This window comes from Streptomyces xanthophaeus, from assembly GCF_030440515.1.
Classification (GTDB): domain Bacteria; phylum Actinomycetota; class Actinomycetes; order Streptomycetales; family Streptomycetaceae; genus Streptomyces; species Streptomyces kutzneri.
Genome location: NZ_CP076543.1, coordinates 3,835,215 through 3,851,950, shown reverse-complemented (window position 1 = coordinate 3,851,950; position 16,736 = coordinate 3,835,215). Strand labels below are relative to the sequence as shown.

Sequence of the window (16,736 nt, the reverse complement as noted above, 5' to 3'; positions counted from 1 at the left end):
AGGAGGGGTCGGTGCTATGGGTGCGCAGTGCGTAGGCTCCCTACTTATGAGTAGCGCTTCTGACCCACTGGCCCCCCTGGCCGGGCTGCCTGGTGTCACCGATTCCGTGGATTCCGTACGCAAGGCCGTGGACCGCGTCTACGGGCACCGGGTGATGCGTCGCCGCAGCGGTGAGATCACCTCGGAGGCCGCCCTGCGCGGTGCCCGCGGGAGCGCGGCGCTGTCCGGTGCGGACTGGGCCCTGGAGGAGGTGCGCCGCCGGACCGACTTCGGGTCGGAGCCGGAAGCGCTGACGGTGGGCGCGGCGCTGAGGCTCACGGCGGAGGCCGGTCAGCTGCTGAGCATCTGGCGGCAGTCGCCGCTGCGGGTCCTCGCGCGGCTGCACCTGGTGGCGTGCGGCTCGACCGCGGACGGCGATGTGGTGGGCCGCCCCCGGCTGGCGGGCGAGCCGGTGACCGAACCCCTGGTCGGACTCCCGCTGCCGAGCGCCGACGAGGTGGCGGGCCGCCTCGACGGGCTGTCCCGCCTGATCATCGCGGGCGGCTCCGCCCCGGCCCTGATCACGGCCGCGGTGGTGCACGGCGAACTGCTGGCGCTGCGTCCGTTCGCCTCGTACAACGGGCTGGTCGCGCGGGCGGCCGAGCGGATCGTCCTGATCAACAGCGGTCTGGACCCGAAGGCCATCTGTCCGGCGGAGGTCGGTCACGCGGAGCAGGGGACCGACGCCTACCTGGCCGCTTTCGAGGGCTACGTCTCCGGTACCGCGGAGGGCATGTCCGCCTGGATCGCGCACTGCGGCCGGGCGGTCGAGCTCGGTGTCCGTGAGTCGACGGCGGTCTGCGAAGCCCTGCAGCGCGGCGCGGCCTGAGCCGTCCGTCCCGCCCGTCCCACCCGTTCCGCCTGTTTCGTCCTTTCGGCCCCGTGTCCGGGACTTTCGGACCCCGGACATGGGTTGCGGCGACACCGTCTTGCTTTGGTGTCGCCGCTGGCATTTACGCCCAGTTACCAAGCGTCCTCGATAGTTGCCCATCAGGTCGGGGTCTTTGCCCGTTACCTGGTGCGGCTGGCCCGTAATCGACGGGTCGACGTCGCGTGGGTGCTCGGCGCTCATGCTTCGGTCCGTGGGCCTTACTGCGTTTTAAAGATGATCCTCTCGGATGTTCTTTGGTCTCGCGGGCCGTTGCTTTATTTGTACTCCGCTTCGGAGCCATGCGAAACCCCTGGCTCCACTTTTTACTTTCCGGGACGACCGCGGGCGAACCGGACATGCCTTATCCGTGCAGGTCAGGACAATCAGGCAGAGCGGGCCGCGGCCAGTGCATTGGCGCGGCGCCGGCTCGCGTACCAGACCAGCCCGGCCGTGGCGGCTGCCGCGCCCACGGCCGCCGCGGCGACCAGGGCGGGCCGGGCCGGCATGGACAGCCCGGGAAGGCGCTGCTTCAGCCGTACGGGCCGGTTGAAGACCAGGACCGGCCACTCGCGCGCCACGGCTTCCCGCCGCAGCGCCCGGTCGGGGTTGACGGCGTGCGGGTGTCCGACCGCTTCGAGCATGGGGATGTCGGTGGCCGAGTCGCTGTAGGCGTAGCAGCGGGTGAGGTCGTACCCCTCGGACTCGGCGAGTTCGCGTACGGCCTCGGCCTTGGTGGGCCCGTAGGCGTAGTACTCGATCTCGCCGGTGAAGCAACCGTCCTCACCCACGACCATGCGGGTGGCCACGACCCGGTCCGCGCCGAGCATCTCCCCGATGGGCTCGACGACTTCCGCGCCGGAGGTGGACACGATCACCACGTCGCGGCCCGCGGTGTGGTGGGCCTCGATCAGGGACGCGGCCTCGTCGTAGATGATCGGGTCGATGAGGTCGTGCAGGGTCTCGGCGACGATCTCCCGCACCTGCTGCACGTTCCACCCCTTGCAGAGGGCGGACAGGTACTCCCGCATGCGTTCCATCTGATCGTGGTCGGCACCGCCGGCCAGGAAGATGAACTGCGTGTACGCGGTGCGCAACACGGCTCGCCGGTTGATCAGGCCGCCTTGGTAGAAGGACTTGCTGAACGTCAAGGTGCTCGACTTCGCAATGACCGTCTTGTCCAGGTCGAAGAAGGCTGCGGTGCGAGGCGAGGAGTGCGGCAAGGGCTGATTTTCCACGCCCCGAGCATATGCGCCCACCATTCGGCGTAAGGTGTGGCGCGTGGGTTTGCCTGAGAAGGCTCTCGGGTACACCATGGAAGTCACGGATCGTTCGCGACCGTGCTAACCCGGTCTGGCTCCTCCCCCCCCGAGTCGGACCGTGGGGACGACCCCCGCTCTCCCCCCCGGCGGGGGTCGTCGCATGTCCGGACGCGGTTCGCGTCCCTGCCTTCGGCCCCAAGTGACCATCCTCCGGCCCTTCCTCTTGCGTGGGGCCGACGCGGCGAAGGCCCTCACCCCATCAGACTCGTGACGGTGCGTAGTGGTTCCGCCGCGCTCCGGAACTCACCTGAGAGTGTGACCGGGTTATTCACAACCGGTGGGTTGTCCACAGTTATCCAACAAGATCCACTTGTTTTTCCTGATCGCTGCACGGTGATTCCAGCCGCGAAGTCCGTGGCGGAAGCATTTGCAGTGAGAAGGGGGCGGAGATCGTGGCGCGATCGAAGTCGTGTGAATCGCCGGAGTCCGTGGTCGGCGGAAGGGGGACAGGGGTCGGAGCGGGCCTCGGGCCCGGATCCATGGCCGGATCCGCACCCGGCGGCGGGCGGCCGCTGATCATCACCGAGGACCCGCTGCTGCTCGACGACCTGCTGAGGCTGTGTGCTGCGGCGGGTGCCGAACCGCATGTGCGCCACACGGCTCCCGAGCAGGGCGGGGCGCTCGGGACGCTCGGGGCGGGCGCGGAGGCGGGGAGCGCGGGATGGGAATCCGCACCGCTCGTGCTGGTGGGCGACGACGCCGCCCGACGGGTACGGGGGGCACCGCGCAGGGCCGGGGTGTTCCTCGTGGGCCGGGACCTGGACGACCCCCATGTGTGGCAACGGGCGGTGGAGATCGGCGCCGAGGAGGTGCTGCGGCTCCCGGACGCCGAGAGCCGGCTCGTCGACCGCATCGCCGATGTCGTGGAGGGGGCCGGGCGGCCCGCCCTCGCCGTGGGCGTGATCGGCGGCAGCGGCGGCGCCGGAGCCTCCACCCTCGCCTGCGCCCTCGCCGTGCGGGCCGCCCGCGCCGGGGAGCGGACCATCCTCATCGACGGCGACCCGCTGGGCGGCGGCATGGACGTCCTGCTCGGGGGCGAGAGCGCCGAAGGGCTGCGCTGGCCGGACTTCGCGGCCTCGCGGGGCCGGGTCGGCGCCGGAGCGCTGGAGGAGTCCCTGCCCGAGCTGCACGACCTTCGCGTGCTCAGCTGGGACCGCGGTGACCGGGTGGTGGTGCCGCCCGCCGCGATCCGGTCCGTGGTGGCCGCCGCGCGCCGCCGGGGCGGCGTGGTGGTGGTCGACCTCCCGCGGCGGGTCGACGAACCCGTGGCCGAGGTGCTCGCCCAGCTCGACCTGGTGCTGATGGTGGTGCCGGGCGAGCTGCGGTCGGTGGCCGCCGCCGGCCGGGTCGCCGCCGGGGTACGGATGGTGGCCCGGGACGTGCGGGTCGTCGTACGGGGACGCTGCCCGGGCGGCCTCGATCCGGATTCGGTGGCCGACCTGTTGGGGGCACCGCTGGCCGGGGAGGTGCCGGTCGAGGTGGGCCTCCCGGGGCGGGTGGCCGAGGGCGAAGCGCCGGGGACGCAGGGGAAGAGCGCGCTGGCCCGCTTCTGCGACGGCTTCTGGCAGCGCGCACTCGGCTCCGCCCAGGGGGTGCCGGCATGAGCGCGGTACTCCTGGACGCGGTGCGCCGGCGGCTCGCCGAGAGCGGGGCGGAACCGACCCCTGCGCGGGTCGCGGCGGCCCTGCGGGCCCAGGGCAGGCTGCTCGGCGACGCCGAAGTGCTCGGTGTGGCAGCCGAGTTACGGTCCGAACTGGTCGGCGCAGGCCCGCTGGAGGCATTGCTCGCCGATCCGGAGGTCACCGACGTACTGGTGGCGGCCCCCGACCGGGTGTGGGTGGACCGCGGTGGCGGGCTGGAGCTGACCGGAGTGACCTTCGCCGACGCCGAGGCCGTGCGCAGGCTCGCCCAGAGGCTTGCTTCCGTCGCGGGGCGGCGCCTGGACGACGCCCGGCCCTGGGTGGACGCCCGGATGCCCGACGGCACCCGCCTGCATGCCGTGCTGCCCCCGGTCTCGGTCGGCTCGGCCTGCCTCTCGCTGCGGGTGGTGCGGCCGCGGGCGTTCACGCTGGAGGAGCTCGTCGCCGCGGGGACACTGCCGCCGGGCGGGCACCGCCTGCTCAGGGACATGGTCGAGGCCCGGCTGTCGTTCCTCGTCTCCGGCGGCACCGGAACCGGCAAGACCACCCTGCTCAGCGCCCTGTTGGGGCTGGTCGGTCCCGGCGAGCGGATCGTGCTGGCCGAGGACTCGGCCGAGCTGCGCCCCGACCATCCGCACGTGGTGCGGCTGGAGACCCGGCCGGCCAACCAGGAGGGGGCGGGTCTGGTCACCCTGGCGGACCTGGTCCGCCAGGCGCTGCGGATGCGGCCCGACCGGCTGGTGGTGGGCGAGGTACGGGGCGCCGAGGTGGCGGACCTGCTCGCCGCCCTGAACACCGGGCACGAGGGGGGCTGCGGGACGGTCCACGCCAACGCCGCCGCTCATGTCCCCGCCCGGCTGGAGGCGCTCGGGACGGCCGCCGGGCTCGACCGGGCCGCCCTGCACAGCCAGTTGGCCGCGGCGCTGACCCTGGTGCTCCATCTGGTCCGGGACCGGGAGGGACGGCGCCGGCTGGCCGAGGTGCACGTGCTGGAGCGCGACGCCGCCGGGCTGGTGGTCACCGTACCGGCGCTGCGCTGGGCCGCTCGGGGCTTCGTACGGGAGCGCGGCTGGGAACGGCTCCGTCCGCTGCTGCGAGGCGTCCGGTGAGCGCGGGAGCGGGGCTGCCGGTGCCGCTGTTCGCCGGGGTGCTCTGTGCCGGGGCGGCCGCCTGGGGGCTGGGCGGCGGCGACCGGGTGTCCCGGCGGGCCCAGGTGGTGCTCGCCGCGGGCGGTCCGGTGGTTCCGGTCGGCCCGCTGGGCCGGGAGCGGCTGCTGATCGCCGTACGGGTGCGGGCGGCGCGGTGGCGGGAGTGGGTCTGCCTCGCGGCGGGGCTGGTGGTCGCGGTGCTCGGCGGGTCGGTGATCCCGCTGCTGGCGGGGGCGGCGGCGGTGCCGCTGGTGCGCCGGTGGCTGCGGGTACGGGCGCGGGAGCGGGCCCGGGCGGCGCGGGCCGCCGAGGTGGTGGCCCTGTGCGGGGCGGTGGCGGGTGAGCTGCGGGCGGGAGCCCAGCCCGGGCAGGCGCTTACGGCCGCGATGCGCAGGACGGCCGTCGGCCCCGGCGGGCCGGGTGCCGCGGAGACGGGCGTACTGGCCGCGGCGGCCTTCGGCGGGGACGTGCCCGGTGCGTTGCGCCAGGCGGCGCGGGAGCCCGGGGCGGAAGGGCTGGCCGGGATGGCGGCCTGCTGGCGGGTCTCCGTGGACGGCGGTGCGGGACTGGCCGCCGGACTGGACCGGCTGGAGGGTGCCCTGCGGGCCGAGCGGGACCGGCAGGAGTCGCTGCGGGCCCAGTTGGCGGGGGCGCGGTCGACGGTGCTGGTGCTCGCCCTGCTGCCGCTGGTGGGACTGCTGATCGGCACCGGGCTGGGTGCGGATCCGCTGCGGGTGCTGCTGCACACGCCGATGGGGTGGGGCTGCCTGCTGGCCGGCGGGGTGCTGGAGACGCTCGGGCTGCTGTGGTGCCGGCGGATCGTCCGGGCGGGGGAGCGGTGATGGGCGGCTTCGTCGTCCATAGGCTGGGGATCGCCGTCTGCCTGGCCGTGGTGGCGCTGTGGCTGGTGTCGGCGGTGGCGGCGCGGGTCCGTAAGCGGGCGGCCGGACGCCGGACCGTGGCCCTGCTGGGAGCCGGACCGGGGCTCCGTGCCCCGGTGTTCGGCTCCGCGCTGAGGGGTGCGGTGGCCGTGTGGGCCGGGCCGGCCGGGGCGCTGCTGGCGGGCTGGGTGCTCGTCGGCGGGGTGACGGGTGTGGCGGTCGGTGGCCTGGCCGCGTTCGGTGTGCGGCGGTGGCGGGCCAGGGCGCGGCCGCCGGCCGGAGTGGATCCGCGGGAGGCGGAGCGTCAGTTGCCGTTCGCCGCAGATCTGTTGGCCGCCTGCCTGGCGGCCGGGGCGGGCCCCGTGGAGGCCGCCGAGGTGGTGGGCGAGTCGCTGGGCGGCCCGGTGGGCGACCGGCTGGCGAGGGCCGGTGCGGAGCTGCGGCTCGGCGGCGAACCAGGCGCCGGGTGGGGGAGGTTGGCGGAGATACCGGGCGCCCGGCCGCTCGCGGACTGCCTGGAACGGGCCGCGAGGACGGGGGCGCCCGCGGCGGAGCCGGTCTCCCGGCTCGCGTCCGGGCTGCGGGAGGACCGGGCCCGCACGGCGGGAGCACGGGCGCAGCGGGCGGCGGTCCTCGTCACCGCACCGGTGGGGTTGTGTTTTCTCCCCGCTTTTCTCGCGATCGGGGTCGCGCCGGTGGTGATCGGTATGGCCTCGGGACTTCTCTCGAACACCTGAAGTCGCATTGACCACACACATCAACAGCGGAAATACACAGGAGGTTGTCATGAGGATCATCTGGTTTCGTGTGCGGACGGTGGTGCGGGCGCGCGGGGGCGACCAGGGGATGTCCACGTCGGAATACGCGATGGGCACGATCGCGGCCTGCGCATTCGCGGCCGTCCTCTACAAGGTGGTGACGAGTGAAGTCGTCTCCACGGCCCTTCAGTCGACCATCGGAAAGGCGCTCGATGTGCCGTTCTGAGGGTGGGGCACGCAGGGCCCGGGGAAAGTCGGACCGGGGATATGTGACGGCGGAGGCCGCCCTGGTGATTCCGGCGCTGGTGCTGTTCGCGGCGCTGCTGGTGTGGTCCCTGATGGCGGCGGCCGCGCAGATCCGGTGTGTGGACGCGGCCCGGGCCGGAGCCCGGGCGGCGGCCAGGTCGGAGCCGGTGGAGGTGGCCGAGGCGGCGGCCCGGGCGGCCGCCCCACCGGGGGCCCGGGTGGAGCTGGAGCGGGAGGGCGACCTCTGGCGGGTCCGGGTGGCGGCGAAGGCGCCCGGGCCGGGAGGGCTCCCGGTGCGGCTCGGGGCGCAGGCGGTGGCCCTGGCGGAGGACAGCGTGGGGCCGCCGCCGTGAGCCGGGACCGGGGTTCGGCCACGGTCTGGGCGGCGCTGGTGGCGATGGTGCTGGGTGCGGTGTTCGGCGGGGTGCTGCTGCTCGGCCAGGCCGTCGTGGCCCGCCACCGGGCGGCGGCGGGCGCCGACCTGGCGGCGCTCGCGGCGGCGGCCACCTGGGCCCACGGGCCGGAGACGGCGTGCGCGGCGGCCCTGCGGGTGGCCCGGGCGCAGGGCGCGGCGCTCGGCGGGTGCCTGCTCGGGGGCGAGGTCGCCGAGGTCACCGCCCGGGTCGTGGCGGGCCCGTTCACGGCGACGATCCAGGCCCGGGCAGGCCCGCCCGGGCCCTGGGGCTGACGCCCGGGGGCCCGGGGCCGTGCCGGGTCCTGTCAGACCGCGTCGGGGCCCGTCAGGCCTCGGAGGGTGCGGCGGGTGGTGTGGCAGGTGGTGTGGCCGGGGCGGCCGGGGATTCGGAGAGGAGGCGGGTGAGGAGGCGGATGGCGCCGCGCTTGTGCAGGGGCTCGTTGCCGTTGCCGCACTTGGGGGACTGGATGCAGGAAGGGCAGCCGGCCTCGCACTCGCAGGCCGCGATCGCGTCGCGGGTCGCCGTCAGCCAGGCGCGCGCCGTGCCGAAGGCGCGCTCCGCGAAGCCGGCGCCGCCGGGATGGCCGTCGTAGACGAAGACCGTGGGGAGGAGGGTGTCGGGATGCAGCGGCACGGAGACGCCGCCGATGTCCCAGCGGTCGCAGGTGGCGAACAGCGGAAGCATGCCGATGGAGGCGTGCTCGGCGGCGTGCAGGGCGCCGCCCAGGATCTCCGGGTTGATCCGGGCCTCGTCGAGCTGGTCCTCGGTCACCGTCCACCACACGGCCCGGGTGCGCAGGGTGCGGGGCGGCAGGTCGAGCTTGGCCTCGCCCAGCACCTCGCCGGTGATCAGCTTGCGGCGCAGATAGGAGACGACCTGGTTGGTGACCTCGACGGAGCCGAAGCAGAGCCGGGCCGAGCCCCACGGGATCTCGGTCTCGGTCTCCAGGACGGAGATGGAGGTGGTGTCGCGGGCCGTGGTGGAGAAGGGCGGGTCCGCCTGCTCCACGAGGGCCACCGAATCCTCCAGGTCCAGGTGCTTCACGAGATACGTGCGGCCCTGGTGGAGGTGGACGGCCCCCTCGTGGACGGCGGTGTGGGCCGCCGACTCGTCGACCGTACCCAGCAGCCGGCCGGTCGAGGCCTCGACGATCTGCACCGGGCGGCCGCCGCCGCCCCGGATGTCGGTCAGGTCCGAGGCCCGCTCCCGGCGGGTCCAGTGCCAGGCGGTCGCCCGACGGCGCAGCAGCTTCGCCGCTTCGAGCTGAGGAAGGAGGTCCTCGGTCGCCGGGCCGAAGAGTTCCAGGTCCGCGTCGGTCAGCGGCAGCTCCGCCGCCGCCGCGCACAGGTGGGGGGCGAGGACGTACGGGTTGTCGGGGTCCAGGACGGTGGCCTCCACCGGCCGCTGGAACAGCGCCTCCGGGTGGTGGACGAGGTAGGTGTCCAGCGGGTCGTCCCGGGCGATCAGCACGGCCAGGGCGCCCTGGCCCGAGCGCCCCGCGCGGCCCGCCTGCTGCCACAGGGAGGCCCGCGTGCCGGGGTAGCCGGTAATCAGGACGGCGTCCAGGCCGGAGACGTCCACACCCAGCTCCAGGGCCGTCGTGGCGGCCAGTCCGAGCAGCTCGCCGGAGTGCAGGGCCCGCTCCAGGGCCCGGCGCTCCTCGGGGAGGTAGCCGCCCCGGTAGGCGGCGACCCGGCGGGCCAGCGACCGGTCGACCGACGCGAGCCGTTCCTGGGCGATCACGGAGATCAGCTCGGCGCCGCGCCGGGAGCGCACGAAGGCGACCGTACGGACCCCCTGGACCACCAGGTCGGTCAGCAGGTCGGCCGTCTCGGCGGTGGCCGTACGGCGTACGGGCGCGCCCTTCTCGCCGCGCAGCTCGGTGAGCAGCGGCGGCTCCCAGAGGGCGAAGACCACCTCGCCCCGCGGTGAGGCGTCGTCGGTGATCTCGATCACCCGTACGCCGGTCAGCCGGGACGCGGCCGCCGCCGGGTCGCTCGCGGTGGCTGAGGCCAGCAGGAAGACGGGCTGTGCGCCGTAGCGGGCGCACAGCCGCCGCAGCCGGCGCAGCACCTGTGCCACATGGGATCCGAAGACCCCGCGGTAGGTGTGGCACTCGTCGATCACGACGTAGCGCAGGGCCCGCAGGAAGGAGGACCAGCGCGGGTGGGCCGGGAGGATCCCGCGGTGCAGCATGTCGGGGTTGGTCAGGACGTAGTTCGCGTACTGCCGCACCCACTCGCGTTCCTCGACGGGCGTGTCCCCGTCGTAGACCGCGGGGCGCACGGCGTTGCCCAGCGGGGCGGCCAGTTCCCGCACGGCGCGCCGCTGGTCGGCCGCCAGGGCCTTGGTGGGTGCCAGGTACAGGGCGGTCGCGCCCCGGCCGTTCGGGGCCTCGGCGCCGTCCGCGAGGGCGGAGAGCACGGGCGCGAGGTAGGCGAGGGACTTTCCCGAGGCGGTTCCGGTGGCCACGACCACGGACGTTCCGTCGAGGGCGAGCTCGGCCGCCGCGGCCTGGTGTTCCCACGGATGGTCGATTCCGGCCGATCCGATCGCGGCTACGACGTCTGTTCGGATGCGGTCCGGCCAGACTGCATGACGACCCGCCCGAGGGGGCAAGTGCTCCGTATGGGTGATGCGCGCAGCACGGGAAGGCCCCCGTGACAGGCGGTCCAGGACCGCGTCGGGGGTGGGTCGTGGGTCCGCGGGTGCCGTGGGCCGTCCGGGACCAGATGTGTTGGCCATCGGAACCGAGTGTGTCACCGGCGTGCGGGACAATGGTCCGAAGGCGTCGTGCGCGCCTGCCGGTAAGTGATTGAATGCCATCGCGGCAGCCAATCCCTCGCCTACCTTCGGGTGAGGGGGCGTCGCTCGATAGCAAGGTGCTGGAGGATCCGTGGACCTGTCCCTGTCGACTCGCACTGTCGGCGACCGTACGGTCGTGGAGGTCGGTGGCGAGATTGATGTGTATACCGCGCCCAAGCTGCGCGAGCAGTTGGTCGAGTTGGTGAACGACGGCAGCTACCACCTGGTTGTCGACATGGAGCGGGTGGACTTCCTCGACTCCACCGGCCTCGGTGTGCTCGTGGGAGGCCTCAAGCGCGTCCGTGCGCACGAGGGCTCGCTCCGTCTGGTGTGCAACCAGGAGCGCATCCTGAAGATCTTCCGCATCACCGGTCTGACCAAGGTGTTTCCGATCCACACCACGGTGGAAGACGCCGTCAACGCGACCGACTGACGGCTCCGCGCGGCCCCCTGCAGCCTCCGGGCGGCAGGGAGCCGGCAAGGAGAGCGGGGGTACCGGGCCATGGTTGGCCCGGGCCCCTGTCAAGGCACGCCCGTAGTCCGAGGGGGATGCGCATGGCCACCGTTGAACTGCGCTTCAGCGCCCAGCCCGAACACGTCCGTACGGCCCGCCTGGTCGCGGCCGCCGTGGCGCGCCGGGTCGGTGTGGAGGAAGCCGTCCTCGACGAGGTCCGCCTCGCCGTGGGCGAGGCCTGTTCGCGTGCCGTCGGACTCCATCGGAGCAACGGACTGACCGCGCCCGTCCGGGTGGTCCTGACCGAGGAGGACAAGGTGTTCTCCATCGAGGTCGGCGACGAGGTCCCCGGGCCGTCCGGCAGTGCCTCCGACGCGGTGTCCGGCATCACCGCCGTCCTGGAGTCCGAGGGTGAGACCGAGGACGAGATGGGTCTCGCGGTGATCAGCGGGCTCGTCGACGACGTCGAGGTGAGCAGCGATGAATCGGGCGGGACCATCCGGATGAGCTGGCCCCTCTCCGGGGTTTCCGAGCTTCCCTGAGGTCCACCGCGATCCGCGCCGCGCGCAATCCTTCGTATCTTCCGATCTTTATCAAGGCCCTGCTGAGCAGGGCCTTTTTCATTTCCCTAGATCAATGACGACGCGTCAATGCCTTTGCCCCATTACCACTTTCGAGGGTAATGGAGTGACGCGATCTATTGCTGAGGAGCGAGAGCACGCCAATTACGTTTCCTGTGCACTGTTTTGATCGGGGCGCGCTCCCTACAATCCGTCCACATCTTGAGCTCATCACGTCAAGGAGGACGAATGACGGGGCTCTTCACCCCTATCGCGCCGGATCGCACCACAGATCTGGCAGCCGCAGTACTCACCGATGACAATCGGCTCATCGTGATCGTCATTGCGGCCGTGGCACTCGCCGCACTCGTCGTCGCGCAGATCCTGGTCCGCCAGGTCCTCGCCGCCGACGAGGGAACCGACAGCATGAAGAAGATCGCCGCAGCCGTCCAGGAAGGCGCCAACGCCTATCTCGGCCGGCAGCTGCGCACCCTCGGCATCTTCGCCGTCGTGGTCTTCTTCCTGCTCTTCCTGCTCCCCGCCGACGACTGGACGCAGCGGGGCGGGCGCTCAGCCTTCTTCCTCGTGGGCGCCATCTTCTCGGCCGCCACCGGCTACATCGGCATGCGCCTGGCGGTCCGGGCCAACGTCCGTGTCGCCGCTGCCGCACGCGAGGCGACCCCGGCCGAGGGGGAGCCCGCCAAGGACCTGACCGAGGTCTCCCACAAGGCGATGAAGATCGCCTTCCGGACGGGCGGCGTCGTCGGCATGTTCACCGTCGGCCTCGGCCTCTTCGGCGCCTCCTGCGTCGTCCTGGTCTACGCCGCCGACGCCCCCAAGGTCCTGGAGGGCTTCGGTCTCGGCGCCGCCCTGATCGCGATGTTCATGCGCGTGGGCGGCGGAATCTTCACCAAGGCCGCCGACGTCGGCGCCGACCTGGTCGGCAAGGTCGAGCAGGGCATTCCGGAGGACGACCCGCGCAATGCCGCGACCATCGCCGACAACGTGGGCGACAACGTCGGAGACTGCGCCGGAATGGCGGCCGACCTCTTCGAGTCCTACGCCGTCACCCTGGTGGCCGCGCTCATCCTCGGCAAGGCCGCCTTCGGCGACCTGGGCCTCGCCTTCCCGCTGATCGTGCCCGCGATCGGCGTCATCACCGCGATGATCGGCATCTTCGCGGTCTCCCCGCGCCGCAGCGACCGCAGCGGCATGACCGCCATCAACCGCGGGTTCTTCATCTCCGCGGTGATCTCCCTGGCACTGGTCGCGATCGCGGTCTACGCCTACCTGCCGGCCACCTACAAGGAGCTCGTCGGCGTCGAGAACCCGGCGATCACCAACCACACCGGTGACCCGCGGATCCTGGCCGTCGTCGCCGTCGCCATCGGCATCGTGCTCGCGGCCCTGATCCAGCAGCTGACCGGCTACTTCACCGAGACCAACCGGCGCCCCGTCCGGGACATCGGGAAGTCCTCCCTGACGGGAGCCGCCACCGTCGTCCTCGCCGGAATCTCGGTGGGCCTGGAATCCGCCGTCTACACGGCCCTGCTCATCGGCCTCGGCGTCTACGGCGCGTTCCTGCTCGGCGGTACGTCGATCCTGCTCGCGCTCTTCGCGGTGGCCCTGGCCGGCACCGGCCTGCTCACCACCGTCGGCGTCATCGTCGCCATGGACACCTTCGGGCCCGTCTCCGACAACGCCCAGGGCATCGCCGAGATGTCCGGCGACGTCGAGGGCGCCGGTGCGCAGGTCCTGACCGACCTGGACGCCGTGGGCAACACCACGAAGGCCATCACCAAGGGCATCGCCATCGCCACGGCGGTGCTCGCCGCCGCGGCGCTGTTCGGCTCGTACAACGACGCGATCGCCACCGCGGTCAGGGAAGTCGGTGCCAAGGCCGGGGAGATGAACCTCAGCCTGGACATCGCACAGCCCAACAACCTCGTCGGGCTGATCCTGGGCGCGGCCGTCGTGTTCCTGTTCTCCGGCCTCGCCATCAACGCCGTCTCCCGCTCCGCGGGCGCCGTCGTCTACGAGGTGCGCCGCCAGTTCCGCGAGCACCCCGGGATCATGGACTACACCGAGAAGCCCGAGTACGGGCGCGTCGTGGACATCTGTACCAAGGACGCGCTGCGCGAGCTCGCCACGCCCGGCCTGCTCGCCGTGCTCACCCCCATCGCCGTCGGCTTCTCCCTCGGCGTGGGCGCGCTCGGCTCCTTCCTCGCCGGCGCCATCGGCACGGGCACCCTGATGGCGGTCTTCCTCGCCAACTCCGGTGGCGCGTGGGACAACGCGAAGAAGCTCGTCGAGGACGGCCACCACGGCGGCAAGGGCAGTGAGGCCCACGCCGCGGTCGTCATCGGCGACACGGTCGGCGACCCGTTCAAGGACACCGCCGGACCGGCGATCAACCCGCTGCTCAAGGTCATGAACCTGGTCGCGCTGCTGATCGCCCCCGCGGTCGTGCAGTTCAGCTACGGCGAGGACAGCAGCCCGGTCGTCCGGGCCGTCGTCGCGGTCCTCGCGATCGGGGTCATCATCGGCGCGGTGTACATCTCCAAGCGCCGCGGCATCGCTGTCGGTGACGAGACCGAAGGCGGAGCCGCCGAGCGGGTGGCCCAGTCGGCCGACCCGGCGACGGTCTCCTGACCCGAGATCCGGTCAGCGGTACGGGCAGGGCCGGGCAGGGCCGGCCGGTACGCCCGAAAGGCGGATGGGCGGCGCGGACTCACGCGCCGTCTGTCCGCCTTTGTGCGTCTCCCGAGGGCGGGCGTGTATCTTCCGGGCCGAGAGCCTTCGAAGGGACCAATCCGGTGAACAAGAAGATCGCGGCCGCGTTGTCGGGCGGTGCGGCACTGATGCTCGTCCTGTCCGGATGCGGCGGGGACGAGACCGACCAGAAGGCCGGCTCATGGGCCAAGAAGGTCTGTGACCAGTGGCAGCCCCAGCTTCAGAAGATCGAAGCCGCCAACCTCGAGATCAAGCGGGTGGCCTCGGAAAGCAGCAAGCCCGACGAGGTCCAGAAGACCGACTCGGCGGCGTTCGGGACCATGACCGAGTCGTACAAGGCGATGGCGGACGCCCTGCGGTCGGCGGGCGTTCCGCCGGTCAAGAACGGCGCCGCGACCCAGGAGGCGGCGGCCAAGGGCTTCGAGACGACCTCCACGGGCTACGCCGACCTGAAGGCGAAGACGGACGCCCTCGACGCCCAGGACAAGACGAAGTTCGCCGACGGCCTCAAGGAGGTCGCGGGCGGGCTCAAGGACGTGACGAAGGGCGGTCAGGACGCGCTCGCCCAGCTCAAGGCGGGTGGCCTCGGCCCGGCGATCAACGGCCAGAAGGGCTGCCAGGTCGCTGCGGCGTCCTCGTAGGAGCACGGCCGGCCCGCGCGGGCGGTGCTCGGCGCGGTACGCCGCTCAGGGCGGCCGGGGTCCCGGAAGGGGCCGCGGCCGCCCTTTCGGGCCTTCGGGCCCGGTGTGATCGGCAGGACGGGCCCCAGCGGACACAATGGACGCGTGAGTACCACCAGCCTCCCCAAGCCCGATAGCGCCCCCGAGCTCCGCGCCGCCCTGCTCGCCGCCGGATTCACCGCCGACGGGCTGCTCGACCTGCTCGGCGCCCCCGCCTACGCCGCGCTGGCCCGCAGCGAGACCGTCCCCGCCCTGCGCGCCACGCGCGGCCCGGGCGACGGGGCGCTCGCGAGCCTGGTCCGGCTGTTCCTGCTCCAGCAGCCGGAGCCGTACGTGCACGCCACGGAGGCGCTGCCCGTCGAGGCGGCGCTGGCCGACGGCTGGCTGCGGCTGGAGGGCGACGAGGTGCACGCCACCGTCGACGTACGCCCGTACGGCGGCCCGGACGGCGAGGACTGGTTCATCGTCTCCGACCTCGGCTGCTCCGTCGGCGGGGCCGGCGGGATCGGCAGCCGCGAGGAGGGGGTGGTCCTCGGCGTCGGCGGCGCCTCCACCACCCTGGCCGGGATCACCGTCCGCACCCCCGTCGGCTCCGCCCTCGACGTCGGCACCGGATCCGGAATCCAGGCGCTGCACGCGTCCCGCCACGCCACCCGGGTCACCGCCACCGACGTCAACCCCAGGGCCCTGGAATTCACCCGCCTGACGCTGGCCCTGTCCGGGGCCCCCGAGGCCGAGCTGCTCACCGGGTCGCTGTTCGAGCCGGTCGGCGAGGCCACGTACGACCTCATCGTGTCGAACCCGCCGTTCGTGATCTCGCCCGGCGCCCGGCTGACGTACCGGGACGGCGGTATGGGCGGCGACGACCTGTGCCGGACCCTGGTCCAGGAGGCCGGCGCGCGGCTCAACCCGGGCGGGTACGCGCAGTTCCTCGGCAACTGGCAGCACGTGGAGGGCGAGGACTGGCGCGACCGGCTGCGCTCGTGGGTGCCGCGCGGCTGCGACGCCTGGATCGTGCAGCGTGACGAGCAGGACGTGACGCAGTACGCGGAGCTGTGGCTGCGCGACGCGGGCGACCACCGGACCGACCCGGCCGAGTACACGCGGCGGTACGAGGACTGGCTGGACGAGTTCGAGGCCCGCCGGACCAAGTCCGTCGGCTTCGGGTGGATCACCTTGCGCCGCACGGACGCGGCCGAGCCCTCGATCGTGGTCGAGGAGTGGCCCCACACGGTGGAGCAGCCGCTCGGCGAGGCCGTCCTGGCCCACTTCGCGCGCCAGGACTACCTGCGGCAGCACGACGACGCGGCCCTGCTGGAGGCCTATTTCGCGCTGGCCGAGGAAGTGGTCCAGGAGCAGGTCGGCGCGCCCGGCGCGGAGGATCCGGAACATGTCGTGCTCCGGCAGAACCGCGGAATGCGGCGCGCCACCAAGGTCGACACGGTCGGCGCCGGCTTCGCCGGAGTGTGTGACGGCTCACTGAGCGCGGGCCGGATCCTGGACGCGATCGCGCAGCTGGTCCAGGAGGACCCGATCGTGCTGCGGGACCGCACTCCGGAGGCCATCCGGCTGCTGGTCGAGCAGGGTTTCCTGGACCCCGTGGCGGGCCCCGCGAAGTAGTCGGCCCCGGGATGTAACCCGGGGTTCGCCCGCCGTATCCACAAGGCTGTCAGTCTCCTGCGCAGGGGGATCCGGGGGGATCCCGTGAGCGGCCCGGGGGTAAGGGGAAGCGGCGCGGAAAGCGGTCCGGCGATCTTCGCGGCGGCCGTGTTCCCGCTGTTCGGGGCCGCTCTGCAGGCCTGACGAGGGCGCGTGCTCGGCCACCGTGTGCCGGTGGCGAGGGGCACGCGCCCCGTCGCGGCCGTGGCGCCGGCCGGGCTCGTCGGTCCGGCTCGTCGGCGGGGCTCCTCGGCGGGCGGCGACGACCCTGGGGCTGTCGCCTCGCGCGGCTCCGGCACCGAGTTCGAAGGACCCGGGCGGACCGGGACGCGGCCGCGGATCCGGCCCGGAAAGCCGAGGTCGGAGCAGGCCCGGGACCGGGTGCGAAGGCGCGGCCAGACGGCCCCCCGGCCACCCTGCCCGGTGATCGGGAACGCCCCGGCGCGGCATCCGGGCGGCAGAAACGGCACTTGTCGGGTTACCGTTCGAGTGGCCGTTGCGGGCTTCTGCCGTTTGACACGGGGGCG

General features: G+C 73.0%; 15 protein-coding genes. 13 read left to right on the top strand and 2 right to left on the bottom strand.

The features are described from left to right. The first annotated feature begins 46 nt into the window (after positions 1–46). The gene (locus KO717_RS16770; protein WP_301368460.1) at positions 47–868 is read left to right on the top strand and encodes an oxidoreductase; all 822 of its coding nucleotides are present in this window, start codon (positions 47–49) and stop codon (positions 866–868) included. Between the two features lie 425 nt (positions 869–1,293). Here KO717_RS16770 and KO717_RS16765 read toward each other — a convergent pair whose 3' ends face one another. Beyond that, positions 1,294–2,169: an HAD family hydrolase gene (locus KO717_RS16765; RefSeq protein ID WP_301368458.1), complete on the bottom strand. Its 876-nt coding sequence runs from the start codon at positions 2,167–2,169 to the stop codon at positions 1,294–1,296. 539 nt (positions 2,170–2,708) lie between these two features. Between KO717_RS16765 and ssd the strand changes: the two genes are divergently transcribed. The 7 genes from ssd to KO717_RS16730 are packed head-to-tail and all read left to right on the top strand — an operon-like array spanning position 2,709 to position 7,590. Further along, positions 2,709–3,833 (top strand): septum site-determining protein Ssd, encoded by a 1,125-nt coding sequence (ssd, locus tag KO717_RS16760; protein ID WP_301368457.1) that lies wholly within the window; start codon positions 2,709–2,711, stop codon positions 3,831–3,833. Further along, the gene (locus KO717_RS16755; RefSeq protein WP_301368456.1) at positions 3,830–4,978 is read left to right on the top strand and encodes a TadA family conjugal transfer-associated ATPase; all 1,149 of its coding nucleotides are present in this window, start codon (positions 3,830–3,832) and stop codon (positions 4,976–4,978) included. Before ssd ends, KO717_RS16755 begins: the two co-directional genes overlap by 4 nt. Continuing rightward, the gene (locus KO717_RS16750) at positions 4,975–5,859 is read left to right on the top strand and encodes a type II secretion system F family protein (protein WP_301368454.1); all 885 of its coding nucleotides are present in this window, start codon (positions 4,975–4,977) and stop codon (positions 5,857–5,859) included. Before KO717_RS16755 ends, KO717_RS16750 begins: the two co-directional genes overlap by 4 nt. Beyond that, complete coding sequence (locus KO717_RS16745) at positions 5,859–6,635, top strand: type II secretion system F family protein (RefSeq protein WP_301368452.1); 777 nt, start codon at positions 5,859–5,861, stop codon at positions 6,633–6,635. The genes KO717_RS16750 and KO717_RS16745 overlap by 1 nt, the downstream gene beginning before the upstream one ends. Positions 6,636–6,684: 49 nt before the next feature. Continuing rightward, positions 6,685–6,882 carry a DUF4244 domain-containing protein gene (locus KO717_RS16740; RefSeq protein ID WP_301368450.1) on the top strand — a complete coding sequence of 66 codons (198 nt, stop codon included), beginning with the start codon at positions 6,685–6,687 and terminating at the stop codon, positions 6,880–6,882. Further along, the gene (locus KO717_RS16735) at positions 6,869–7,255 is read left to right on the top strand and encodes a TadE family type IV pilus minor pilin (RefSeq protein WP_301368449.1); all 387 of its coding nucleotides are present in this window, start codon (positions 6,869–6,871) and stop codon (positions 7,253–7,255) included. The genes KO717_RS16740 and KO717_RS16735 overlap by 14 nt, the downstream gene beginning before the upstream one ends. Continuing rightward, positions 7,252–7,590 (top strand): Rv3654c family TadE-like protein, encoded by a 339-nt coding sequence (locus KO717_RS16730; RefSeq protein ID WP_301368447.1) that lies wholly within the window; start codon positions 7,252–7,254, stop codon positions 7,588–7,590. Before KO717_RS16735 ends, KO717_RS16730 begins: the two co-directional genes overlap by 4 nt. Before the next feature lie 52 nt (positions 7,591–7,642). On the opposite strand, the gene KO717_RS16725 is transcribed toward KO717_RS16730, so the two are convergent. Continuing rightward, a complete protein-coding gene (locus tag KO717_RS16725; RefSeq protein ID WP_301368438.1) occupies positions 7,643–10,144 on the bottom strand; it encodes a DEAD/DEAH box helicase in 2,502 nt (833 codons plus the stop codon). 70 nt (positions 10,145–10,214) lie between these two features. Here KO717_RS16725 and bldG point away from each other — a divergent pair, with 70 nt between their 5' ends. The 5 genes from bldG to KO717_RS16700 all read left to right on the top strand — a co-directional run bounded on the left by bldG (position 10,215) and on the right by KO717_RS16700 (position 16,170). Beyond that, positions 10,215–10,556, top strand: coding sequence for an anti-sigma factor antagonist BldG (gene bldG, locus KO717_RS16720; RefSeq protein ID WP_008743037.1), 342 nt, complete (start codon positions 10,215–10,217; stop codon positions 10,554–10,556). Between the two features lie 122 nt (positions 10,557–10,678). Beyond that, positions 10,679–11,119 (top strand): ATP-binding protein, encoded by a 441-nt coding sequence (locus tag KO717_RS16715; RefSeq protein WP_301368433.1) that lies wholly within the window; start codon positions 10,679–10,681, stop codon positions 11,117–11,119. A gap of 267 nt (positions 11,120–11,386) precedes the next feature. Then, positions 11,387–13,789, top strand: coding sequence for a sodium-translocating pyrophosphatase (locus KO717_RS16710; protein WP_301368431.1), 2,403 nt, complete (start codon positions 11,387–11,389; stop codon positions 13,787–13,789). A 164-nt stretch (positions 13,790–13,953) separates the two neighbouring features. After that, a complete protein-coding gene (locus KO717_RS16705) occupies positions 13,954–14,511 on the top strand; it encodes a small secreted protein (protein WP_301368429.1) in 558 nt (185 codons plus the stop codon). A 144-nt stretch (positions 14,512–14,655) separates the two neighbouring features. Beyond that, positions 14,656–16,170 carry a DUF7059 domain-containing protein gene (locus tag KO717_RS16700; protein ID WP_301368426.1) on the top strand — a complete coding sequence of 505 codons (1,515 nt, stop codon included), beginning with the start codon at positions 14,656–14,658 and terminating at the stop codon, positions 16,168–16,170. Positions 16,171–16,736: the final 566 nt, after the last annotated feature.

Excerpts from the sequence above, each read along its gene's own strand:
- KO717_RS16770 (WP_301368460.1), top strand. The coding sequence starts at position 47 with ATGAGTAGCGCTTCTGACCCACTGGCCCCCCTGGCCGGGCTGCCTGGT.
- KO717_RS16765 (WP_301368458.1), bottom strand. The coding sequence starts at position 2,169 with ATGGTGGGCGCATATGCTCGGGGCGTGGAAAATCAGCCCTTGCCGCAC.
- ssd (WP_301368457.1), top strand. The coding sequence starts at position 2,709 with ATGGCCGGATCCGCACCCGGCGGCGGGCGGCCGCTGATCATCACCGAG.
- KO717_RS16755 (WP_301368456.1), top strand. The coding sequence starts at position 3,830 with ATGAGCGCGGTACTCCTGGACGCGGTGCGCCGGCGGCTCGCCGAGAGC.
- KO717_RS16745 (WP_301368452.1), top strand. The coding sequence starts at position 5,859 with ATGGGCGGCTTCGTCGTCCATAGGCTGGGGATCGCCGTCTGCCTGGCC.
- KO717_RS16740 (WP_301368450.1), top strand. The coding sequence starts at position 6,685 with ATGAGGATCATCTGGTTTCGTGTGCGGACGGTGGTGCGGGCGCGCGGG.
- KO717_RS16735 (WP_301368449.1), top strand. The coding sequence starts at position 6,869 with ATGTGCCGTTCTGAGGGTGGGGCACGCAGGGCCCGGGGAAAGTCGGAC.
- KO717_RS16725 (WP_301368438.1), bottom strand. The coding sequence starts at position 10,144 with ATGGCATTCAATCACTTACCGGCAGGCGCGCACGACGCCTTCGGACCA.
- KO717_RS16715 (WP_301368433.1), top strand. The coding sequence starts at position 10,679 with ATGGCCACCGTTGAACTGCGCTTCAGCGCCCAGCCCGAACACGTCCGT.
- KO717_RS16710 (WP_301368431.1), top strand. The coding sequence starts at position 11,387 with ATGACGGGGCTCTTCACCCCTATCGCGCCGGATCGCACCACAGATCTG.